General features: G+C 66.8%; 8 protein-coding genes. 4 read left to right on the top strand and 4 right to left on the bottom strand.

What is annotated here, in order from left to right:
* Nucleotides 1–158 precede the first annotated feature (158 nt).
* From rsmA to rsmI, 4 genes are all read right to left on the bottom strand, one after another.
* Nucleotides 159–998, bottom strand: a complete 840-nt coding sequence (gene rsmA, locus JWP90_RS11575; RefSeq protein ID WP_297364192.1) for a 16S rRNA (adenine(1518)-N(6)/adenine(1519)-N(6))-dimethyltransferase RsmA — start codon at nucleotides 996–998, stop codon at nucleotides 159–161.
* Nucleotides 995–1,933 (bottom strand): TatD family hydrolase, encoded by a 939-nt coding sequence (locus JWP90_RS11570; protein WP_297364189.1) that lies wholly within the window; start codon nucleotides 1,931–1,933, stop codon nucleotides 995–997. Before JWP90_RS11570 ends, rsmA begins: the two co-directional genes overlap by 4 nt.
* 49 nt (nucleotides 1,934–1,982) lie before the next feature.
* Nucleotides 1,983–3,563 carry a methionine--tRNA ligase gene (gene metG / locus JWP90_RS11565; RefSeq protein ID WP_297364186.1) on the bottom strand — a complete coding sequence of 527 codons (1,581 nt, stop codon included), beginning with the start codon at nucleotides 3,561–3,563 and terminating at the stop codon, nucleotides 1,983–1,985.
* 104 nt (nucleotides 3,564–3,667) lie between these two features.
* Nucleotides 3,668–4,486: a 16S rRNA (cytidine(1402)-2'-O)-methyltransferase gene (rsmI, locus tag JWP90_RS11560; RefSeq protein ID WP_297364183.1), complete on the bottom strand. Its 819-nt coding sequence runs from the start codon at nucleotides 4,484–4,486 to the stop codon at nucleotides 3,668–3,670.
* Nucleotides 4,487–4,543: 57 nt separating this feature from the next.
* Between rsmI and JWP90_RS11555 the strand changes: the two genes are divergently transcribed.
* The 4 genes from JWP90_RS11555 (at nucleotide 4,544) to JWP90_RS11540 (ending at nucleotide 9,128) form a co-directional block, all read left to right on the top strand.
* Entirely contained in the window at nucleotides 4,544–6,193 is a 1,650-nt protein-coding gene (locus JWP90_RS11555; RefSeq protein WP_297364181.1) for a glycosyltransferase family 39 protein, read from the top strand.
* On the top strand, nucleotides 6,184–7,203 hold the full coding sequence (locus JWP90_RS11550; protein ID WP_297364177.1) for a putative sulfate exporter family transporter: 1,020 nt from the start codon (nucleotides 6,184–6,186) through the stop codon (nucleotides 7,201–7,203). Before JWP90_RS11555 ends, JWP90_RS11550 begins: the two co-directional genes overlap by 10 nt.
* Nucleotides 7,204–7,268: 65 nt before the next feature.
* Nucleotides 7,269–8,558, top strand: coding sequence for an O-acetylhomoserine aminocarboxypropyltransferase/cysteine synthase family protein (locus tag JWP90_RS11545; protein WP_297364174.1), 1,290 nt, complete (start codon nucleotides 7,269–7,271; stop codon nucleotides 8,556–8,558).
* A gap of 3 nt (nucleotides 8,559–8,561) precedes the next feature.
* The gene (locus JWP90_RS11540; protein ID WP_297364171.1) at nucleotides 8,562–9,128 is read left to right on the top strand and encodes a CoA-binding protein; all 567 of its coding nucleotides are present in this window, start codon (nucleotides 8,562–8,564) and stop codon (nucleotides 9,126–9,128) included.
* Nucleotides 9,129–9,293: the final 165 nt, after the last annotated feature.

Here is a 9,293-nt window from a genome sequence, read left to right as displayed (position 1 = left end):
GACACCGTGTTCGGTGGCGATCCAGGCCGCGATGACGTTGTGTTTCGAATCGGTCGCGTCTGCGTCCGTCAGGATCCTTCGTCAGCTCTCCCGGCTCTGGCCGGTCGTGGCGAGGACGGACGCGTCGCCGATGCTTCCGCTCTGCCGGGAGACCACCATCACAGCGAGCGGACCTGGCGGGCGATGGCGAGGAAGTCGTGCACGGTGAGTTCCTCTCCGCGGGCGGTCGGCGCGATACCGGCCGCCGTCATGGCATCCGTCGCTGCCGCCGATCCGCCGAGCAGCTGACCGAGAGACTGACGCAGCATCTTCCGCCGCTGTTGGAACGCTGCGTCGACGATGCTGAAGGTCAGCACGCGCTCCTCTTCGGTGCCGATCGCGTCGTTTCGCCGGTCGAAGCCGACGAGGACGGAGTCGACGTTCGGGACCGGCCAGAACACCTGGCGGCTCACGGTTCCCGCGGTTCGCCACGTGCCGTACCAGCTGGCCTTGACGCTGGGGCTGCCGTAGATCTTCGAACCGGGTTCGGCAGCGAGGCGGTGCCCGACTTCGGCCTGAACCATCACGACCCCGGCGCGGATCGACTCGAAGTGCTCGAGCAGGTGCAGCAGGACGGGCACGGAGATGTTGTACGGCAGGTTCGCGACGAGCCGGGTCGGGTCGCCCGGGAGTTCGGTGATCCGCATCGCATCGGCGCTCACAACGGTGAGCGGTGCGCCCGGCTGCAGCAGGTCGACGGTTTTCGGCAGCTGGTCCGCGAGGCGGTGATCGATCTCTACGGCGACGACGCTCGCCCCTGCCGCGAGCAGGCCGAGGGTGAGTGAGCCGAGCCCGGGGCCGACCTCGACCACGTGCTCCCCTGGCGCCACCTTTGCGACCTTGACGATGCGGCGCACCGTGTTGGCGTCGACGACGAAGTTCTGACCGAGTTTCTTCGTCGGCTGGACATCGAGCAGATCGGCGAGGTCACGGATTTCTGCAGGGCCGAGGAGGCTCATTCAGCGTCTTTCTGAGAGGGAGTGTCGTACGGGTCCGGCGGGGAGGTGACGGGGGCGTCATCCCAGTGGCCGTACACGTACTCGGTGTTCGAGGAGATCTGGGCGGCAAGCATCGACGGATCTGCGCCGAGCTGGGCCGCGATCGCCCGAACGGTGTGCGGAAGCAGGTAGGGGGCGTTTGGCTTGCCACGATGAGGCATCGGCGTCAGGTATGGCGCGTCGGTCTCGATCAGGAGGAGGTTCCTCGGCGCCACGTCGAGCGCGTCGCGCAGGTTCTGGGCGTTCTTGAACGTCGCCGTTCCCGCGAACGACATGAACCATCCGTTGTCGGCGCATTCCCTGGCGAGATCTGCGTCGCCGGAGAAGCAGTGGAACACAGTGCGTTCGGGAGCCCCGACCCGGCGCAGGGTTTCCAGAACGTCGGCGTGGGCGTCGCGGTCGTGGATCTGCAGGGCGAGGTTGTGCTCCTTCGCCATCCGGATGTGCGCCTCGAAGGATCGCTGCTGAGCCGCGCGGCCCTCAGGCCCGGTGCGGTAGTAATCGAGACCGGTCTCCCCGATCGCCCGGACCCGGGGCCGGCCGGCCAGCTCGTCGATCACGGCGAGGGCGTCGTCGAGGGCACCTTCGGCGTCGAGCCTGGGGGTCTCGTTCGGGTGGATCGCGACGGCGGCGAGCATCCTCGGCTCGATGGCCGCCGTCTCGGCGCTCCAGATCGAGGATTCGACGTCTGTTCCGACCTGCACGATCCCCCGGACGCCGACACTCGACGCGCGGTCGAGATGCTCCCGGTAGTCGAGTGCTCCCCCGTCGGCGACGGGGCGCCCGGATCCGACGGAAGGGTCCAGGTGGGTGTGGTTGTCATACACAGGCACAAGCAACGCCTCCGGCAGCGGAGGGTACCGAAGTTCCTGGCGCGCTGGCGTGGAGTTCGTCATGATCTCGACGGTACCCCACTTGCGCGCCGGCGAAGCGGCATCCGGCTGGTCAGTTGACCGTGGCCTCGATGCGCGGGAACAGCGCCTCCAGTGCGGAGACCTGCGTGCCAGCAGGCAGCTGACCCCAGGTCCCTGCCTCGCGGAGCGGCTGGTCCTCGAGGGCGCCGAGCGCGCCGACGGCGCCGAGCGCGGTCCACAGCCGGGCGGTTGCCTCCGGGAGCACAGGCGACAGCAGGACGGCGAGGGCGCGCAGCCCCTCGAGCGCCGTGTACAGCACAGTACCGAGACGTTCGCGGTTCGCCTCGTCCTTCGAAAGGGCCCACGGCTCCTGATCGGTGATGTACCCGTTCAGCTCATCGACGATCCGCCAGATCGCCGCGATGGCGTCATGCACCGCCAGTTTCTCCATCGACGCGTCAGCAAGGTCGGATGCCGCAGACACCTCAGCATGGATGACCAGTTCTGCGTCGGTCCGTTCCGCTTCGGCAGGAACGACACCGTCGAAGTACCGGGTGACCATGGCGATCACGCGTGAGGCGAGGTTGCCGAACCCGTTGGCGAGCTCAGACTGGTACCTGGCGGACAGGTCTTCCCAACTGAACGAGCCGTCCTGGCCGAACGCGATGGCGCGCATGAAGTAGTAGCGGAACGCGTCTGAGCCGAAGGTGTCTGTGATCTCGGTCGGCGCGATGCCGGTGAGCTTCGACTTGGACATCTTCTCGCCGCCGACGAGAAGCCAGCCGTGGCCGAACACCTGCTTGGGCACCTCGAGGCCGGCGGCCAGGAGCATCGCCGGCCAGATGACGGCGTGGAACCGGAGGATGTCCTTGCCGACGATGTGGGTTGCCGGCCAGCGGCGGGCGAACTCCTCCTCGTCCTGCCCATACCCGACAGCGGTCACGTAATTCAGCAGGGCGTCGAACCAGACGTAGACGACGTGGGAGTCGTCCCATGGCACCTTGACGCCCCAGTCGAAGCTTGAACGGGAGATCGACAGGTCAGAGAGCCCCTGCTTGACGAACTGGATCACCTCGTTGCGAGCGGACTCCGGTTGGATGAACTCGGGGCGTTCCTCGTACAGGGCGAGCAGCCGGTCGGTGAAGTCACTCATCCGGAAGAAATAGTTCTTCTCCTGGAGCAGTTCGAGCGGCTTGGAGTGGATCGCGCAGACTTTCTGGCCCTCGAACGGCCCGGTGCCGTCGACGATCTCGGACTGCGGTTTGAACTCCTCACAACCGACGCAGTACAGCGCTTCGTATTCGCCGGAGTACACGAACCCGGCGTCGAACAGCCGCTGAAGGAACAGTTGCACGTTCGTCTCGTGGCGTTCGTCAGTGGTGCGGATGAAGTCGTCGTTCTTGATGTTGATGGTCGCCAGCAGCGGCTTCCACGCCTCGGTGACGAGCTTGTCGGCCCATTCCTTCGGCGTCGTGCCGTTGGCGGTCGCCGTGCGGAGGATCTTCTCGCCGTGCTCGTCCGTGCCGGTCAGCGACCACGTGTCGTCGCCGGCCTGGCGGTGCCACCTGGCGAGAACGTCAGCGGCCACCTCCGTGTAGGCGTGACCGATGTGGGGTGCATCATTCACATAGAAGATGGGCGTGGTGATGTAGAACGAATTGCCGCTGGCCATGGAGTCAATCCTATTGCCGAGCCTCGTGGGGTTACGCCCGATCGCGAGTTGCCCGCTTTCGCGGGTGATGCTCGCGTCGCACCCGCGAGAGTGGGCGACTCGTGTCAGTGCCTGGCGGCGAGAGCGGCCTGGTACAGCTCCCGTTTGCTCAGCCCTGTCGCTTCGGAGACCTGCGCGGTTGCTTCCTTCAGCCGTTCACCGCCTGTCACCCGTTCGAGCACCTGGACGACACCGTCGTGCAGGTCGACCTCGCGTTTCTCGGCGCCGGCGATCACGATGCAGATTTCACCGCGGACGCCGGCTTCGGCCCAGCCGGCCAGGTCGGCGGCGGTGCCGCGCTTGACCTCTTCGAACATCTTCGTCAGTTCACGACAGACAACGACCCTGCGGTCCTTTCCGAGGACGGATGCGGCGTCGGCGAGCGAGGCGGCCAGGCGGTTCGGGGATTCGAAGAAGACCATGGTGCGGCGTTCGTGTTCGAGCTGCCGGAACGACTGGATCCGGTCCCCGTGCTTTCGCGGCAGGAACCCTTCGAAGGTGAACCGGTCGGTGGGCAGGCCTGAGACGGCGAGCGCCGTGATCACGGCGCTCGGACCGGGCAGGACCGAGACCTCGATGCCGGCCTCGACCGCGGCGACGACGAGGTGGTAACCGGGGTCGGACACCGTCGGCATGCCGGCGTCGCTGAGCACCAGCAGGTCACTGTCCCTGGCGAACTCGATGAGTTCGGCAGATCGCTCGCGTTCGTTGTGCTCGTGCAGGCTGACCAGCCGGGGCTTGTGCGAGATGCCGAGGCCCTTGAGCAGCTTCACCGTCGTCCTCGTGTCCTCTGCGGCGACGACCTCGGCCGTGCTCAGGGCGTCGACGAGGCGTTTCGACGCGTCCCCCAGGTTTCCGATCGGGGTCGCTGCGAGGATGATCATGGTCCCAGTCTCCCACCCGCCGCCTGCCCCGCTCGCCGCGATGGTTAGCATGGCAGGGTGTCCACCCCGAATCGCGATCCGTCCGCGCTGGTCGTGACCGGCGACCCGGCCGCGGCGGCCGGGGCAGCTGGCGACGACGAGGGCGAGCGCGGTTCCTGGCTGGACGACCTGGCCTCACGGATGCTGTCGACGCCACGCCGGCGCCTGGCCTGGTACTGGGGTGCACCGCTGCTCGTCACCCTGGTCGCCGGCATCCTGCGCATCTGGAATCTCGGCCACCCGCACGCCCTCGTCTTCGATGAGACGTTCTACGTGAAGGACGCCTGGACGCTGCTCTCGAACGGGTACGAATCGGCCTGGCCGGAGAACGCGGATGAGGCATTCAACCGCGGAGAAACCTCCGGCTTCCTCGACGACCCGTCGTATGTGGTTCATCCACCGCTCGGCAAATGGTTGATCGCCCTGGGGATGGCCGTTTTCGGTGCCGGCGACAGCTTCGGCTGGCGGATCTCGACCGCGATCGTCGGAACGCTCGCGGTCTTTGTGCTGATGCTCATCGCGCGAAAGCTGTTCGCGTCGACGCTCCTAGCCGTGCTCGCGGGGTCTCTCTTCGCCATCGACGGCCATGCCATCGTGATGTCGCGGGTGGCTGTGCTCGACAACTCGGTGATGCTGTTCACGCTCCTCGGCTTCGGTTGTGTCCTCCTTGATCGGGAGCGACACGAACGCGTCCTCGGCGAGCGCCTGGCGGCGGCACGTGCGACGGGCGCCGATCCTGCGTGGGGCCCTGTGCTCTGGTGGCGGCCCCTTGTTCTCGGAGCCGGGCTGTGTTTCGGGCTCGCGTCAAGCGTCAAGTGGAGCGGCCTGTACTTCCTCGCAGCGTTCGGCCTGTACCTGATCGTCGTCGACGCTCTCGCCAGGCGCCGGGCAGGCCTGGCGTTGTGGACCAGCGCCGCGGTGCTCAAGCAGGGGCCGGCGACCTTCCTCCTGCTCGTGCCCCCCGCCGTCGCCATGTACCTGGTGAGCTGGACGAACTGGTTCGTCAGCGACCGTGGCTACTACCGGCACTGGGCCGACCAGTCGTCGAACGCATGGACAGGGACGTTCTCCTGGGTGCCGCCGGTCTGGCAGAGCTTCCTGCATTACCAGCAGTCGATCTACAACTTCCATGTCGGGCTGAAAGCGCCGCACCCGTACTCCGCTGACCCGGTGAGCTGGCTGGCCCTGATCCGGCCGACGAGCATGTGGTACGCGTCGCCCCGCGCCGGCGCCGACGGTTGCATCGCCGAACCGTGCTCCCAGGCGATCACATCGATAGCCAACCCCCTGATCTGGTGGGCTGCTGCTGCCGCACTGCTCTATCTCGTCTATCGGCTGGCCAGGTACCGGGAATGGCGGGTCGGGCTGATCCTCATGGGCACGGTCGCCGGCTATCTCCCGTGGCTGCTCTACACCGGGCGGACGGTGTTCCAGTTCTACACGATCGTGTTCCTGCCGTACCTTCTGCTCGGCCTCGTCTTCGCTCTTGGGGTGCTGCTGGGCTCCCCGGAGGACGAACGCTCGCGGAGAACCCGCGCAGTCTGGGTGGCGGTCATCTTTGTGGTCGCAGCCGCGGCGCTCACCGCGTTCTGGTTCCCGCTCTGGTCGGCGACCACGGTGCCGTACTGGTTCTGGATGCTGCACTCCTGGTTGCCGACATGGGTGTGACCGAAGCGTCGGCCGCGCCGTCGGTCTGGCGCTCCCGGGCACCCGGCCTCGCCCTCGCCGGCGTCGCCGTGATCGCCGCCGCCGGACTGCATCTGCTGCTTCCCGTCCTGCCCCTGCTGACCCTGTGCGTGATGCTCGGCATCGTCTGCGGACAGGTGCCGGCCGTTCGCCGGCTCCTGGACGGGCTGTTCGCCGCCGGGATCGCATTCTCGGCGAGACGGTTGATGCGCATCGGGATTGTTCTGCTCGGGCTGAAGCTCAGCCTTGTCGATGTCACCGGCCTCGGCTGGGGCGTGTTCCTCAGCACCGTTGGTGTCGTCCTCGCCAGTTTCGGCGGCACCTGGGCGCTCGGCCGGCTGTTCCGGCTCCCCGGCCACGAGCCGTTGCTGATCGCCACAGGCTTCGCCATCTGCGGCGCGAGCGCAATCGGTGCGATGGCGGGTGTCCTGCGGGCGAAGAACTCGGAGCAGGCTCACCCGGTCGCGCTTGTGACCCTGTGCGGCACCCTCGCCATTTTTGTCCTGCCGGCCCTCTGGCATCCGCTCGGCCTCGACCACCTCGAATTCGGCCACTGGGTCGGTGCCGGCGTGCATGATGTCGGACAGGTCGTCGCAACAGCCCAGCTGGCCGGGAGCGGTGCCCTCGCTCTCGCGCTCGTCGTGAAGCTCACACGGGTGCTCCTGCTCGCACCGGTCGTCGCCGTCGCCGGCATCATCCGACGCCGACGCGACGTCACAGGCGGGGCGGTTCGGCCCCCGATCGTTCCCCTGTTCGTCGCCGGCTTCATCGGGGCGATGCTTCTTCGCACCGTGGTGCCACTTCCGGAGACAGTCCTGGCTGCTGCGGACGCCATCCAGACCGTGCTGCTCGCCATGGCCCTGTTCGCGCTCGGTGCGGCAGTCGACCTCCGGCGTCTCGGCACCACCGGCTGGCGGACGCTCGTCGTGGGGCTGCTCGCCTGGCTTCTCATCGCCGGCCTCGCTTTCGCCGCCGTTTCGCTGTTCGGCTGAGCTGTACTTCACAGTGTTACGACACAGAGCCGGCCGCTCGCTCCCAAGCCGGTAACCTCGGTTCCATGGCAGATCGCGAATACGGCTTCCGCACCCGGGCAATCCATGCGGGCAACATCCCTGACTCGGTGACGGGTGCGCGCGCGCTCCCGATCTATCAATCGACGGCGTTCGTCTTCGACGACACCTCGGATGCCGCTGCGCGCTTCGCCCTGCAGAAATACGGCAACATCTACTCCCGACTGGCGAACCCGACGGTGGCGAGTTTCGAAGAACGCGTGGCGAGCCTCGAGGGCGGGCTCGGCGCCGTCGCCACGGCATCAGGTCTGTCGGCGCAATACATCACCTTCGCGAGCCTCGTCGGCAGCGGCGACCACATCGTGGCATCCGCCAACCTCTACGGCGGCTCGATCACCCAGCTCGACGTGACACTTCGGCGCTTCGGTGTCGAGACCACCTTCGTGCAGTCTGCGAACGCGGAAGACTACGCGAAGGCCATCACGGCGAAGACGAAGCTGATCTTCGCGGAGACCATCGCGAACCCGTCGGGCGAGATCGCAGACATCGAAGCGCTCGCCGACGTCGCGCATGCCCACGGCATCCCGCTGGTCATCGACTCCACCATCGCGACGCCTTATCTGAACCGTCCGATCGAATGGGGCGCCGACATCGTCACGCACTCGGCGACCAAGTTCCTCGGCGGGCACGGCACGACGCTCGGCGGCGTTGTCGTCGAAAGCGGCCGGTTCGACTGGCATTCAGACACCTTTCCGCTGTTCGGCCAGCAGGTCCCGAGCTACGGCGGCCTGGAATGGTCAGGCAACTTCGGCGAGTACGCGTTCCTGACCAGGCTCCGCGCCGAGCAGCTGAGGGACATCGGCCCTGCGCTCTCCGCGACGTCAGCGGCAACCCTCGCTCAGGGCGTGGAGACTCTCTCCTACCGGATGCAGGCGCACGTCGACAACGCCAGCCGGGTCGCCGCCTGGCTTGAGGCCGACCCGCGGATCGAGGCGGTCTACTGGGCCGGGCTCGAGTCCCACCCGCACCACGACCGGGCCAACAAGTACCTGCCCAAGGGTGCAGGCAGCGTCTTCAGCTTCGTCGTCAAGGGCGGCCGCGCTGTCGGGCAGAAGCTCATCGAGTCGGTCAACCTGGCCAGCCACGTCGCGAACATCGGCGACACCAAGACGCTCATCATCCACCCGGCGTCGACCACACACGCTCAGCTGACCGAGCAGCAGCTCATCGACGCCGGCGTGCTCCCCGGTGTCGTTCGCCTCAGCGTCGGCATCGAAGACGTCGACGACATCATCTACGACCTCGACCAGGCGCTCGCCCAGGCAGTGGAGGCTTAAGCCATGTCAGAACTCGTTACCACCCAGCTGCAGAACGGTCTCACCTGCTCGCTGCCCTCCGATTCGCCGCTCGCGAAGCTGCTCAAAACCCAGCGGACGTGGGTCGGGCCGGACGCCAAGGCTCGACTGGGCATCCTGCGGAACGCCACATCGGTGGCGATCGTGGGGGCGTCACCCAACCCTGCACGCTCCAGCTACTTCGTCGGGACCTACCTGCTCCAGTCCACCGGCTACCGGGTGTACTTCGTGAACCCCAACGCCGACGAGGTCCTCGGCCAGAAGGCATACCCCGATCTCGCGTCACTGCCTGAGGTGCCGGACATCGTCGACGTCTTCCGCAAGGCGAGCGACATCCCCTCGGTGATCGACGATGTCCTCGCCAGCGGCGCGAAGACGGTGTGGGTTCAGCTCGGCATCTGGAACGAAGAAGCCGCCCGCTACGGCGAGGAGAACGGACTGACCGTCGTCATGGACCGGTGCCTCAAAGTCGAGCACGCCCGCTTTCACGGCGGTCTCAATCTGTTCGGCTTCGACACCGGACAGATCAGCTCAAAAAAGGGTCTGCGCTGAGTCGTCTCCCACCTCGCTGATTCGGTGCGTGGAACCGGGGTTTTTCGCTGGTTCCTGCACTCTGCGATCGCTCAGAGGGCACATCAGCCGTGTGGAGAACGCGGCGGAGATCGCGATGGAACACCAAACCCGATCGGCGGTCTGGTGCAGGTGCCATGCATCGGA

This window comes from Mycetocola sp. (assembly GCF_025464835.1).
Classification (GTDB): domain Bacteria; phylum Actinomycetota; class Actinomycetes; order Actinomycetales; family Microbacteriaceae; genus Mycetocola_A.
This window is presented reverse-complemented; position numbering and strand designations above follow the sequence as displayed.

Bases quoted from the DNA above. Each gene is read 5' to 3' on its own strand.
- metG (WP_297364186.1), bottom strand. From the start codon at position 3,563: ATGGCCAGCGGCAATTCGTTCTACATCACCACGCCCATCTTCTATGTG.
- rsmI (WP_297364183.1), bottom strand. From the start codon at position 4,486: ATGATCATCCTCGCAGCGACCCCGATCGGAAACCTGGGGGACGCGTCG.
- JWP90_RS11570 (WP_297364189.1), bottom strand. From the start codon at position 1,933: ATGACGAACTCCACGCCAGCGCGCCAGGAACTTCGGTACCCTCCGCTG.
- JWP90_RS11545 (WP_297364174.1), top strand. From the start codon at position 7,269: ATGGCAGATCGCGAATACGGCTTCCGCACCCGGGCAATCCATGCGGGC.
- rsmA (WP_297364192.1), bottom strand. From the start codon at position 998: ATGAGCCTCCTCGGCCCTGCAGAAATCCGTGACCTCGCCGATCTGCTC.
- JWP90_RS11550 (WP_297364177.1), top strand. From the start codon at position 6,184: ATGGGTGTGACCGAAGCGTCGGCCGCGCCGTCGGTCTGGCGCTCCCGG.
- JWP90_RS11540 (WP_297364171.1), top strand. From the start codon at position 8,562: ATGTCAGAACTCGTTACCACCCAGCTGCAGAACGGTCTCACCTGCTCG.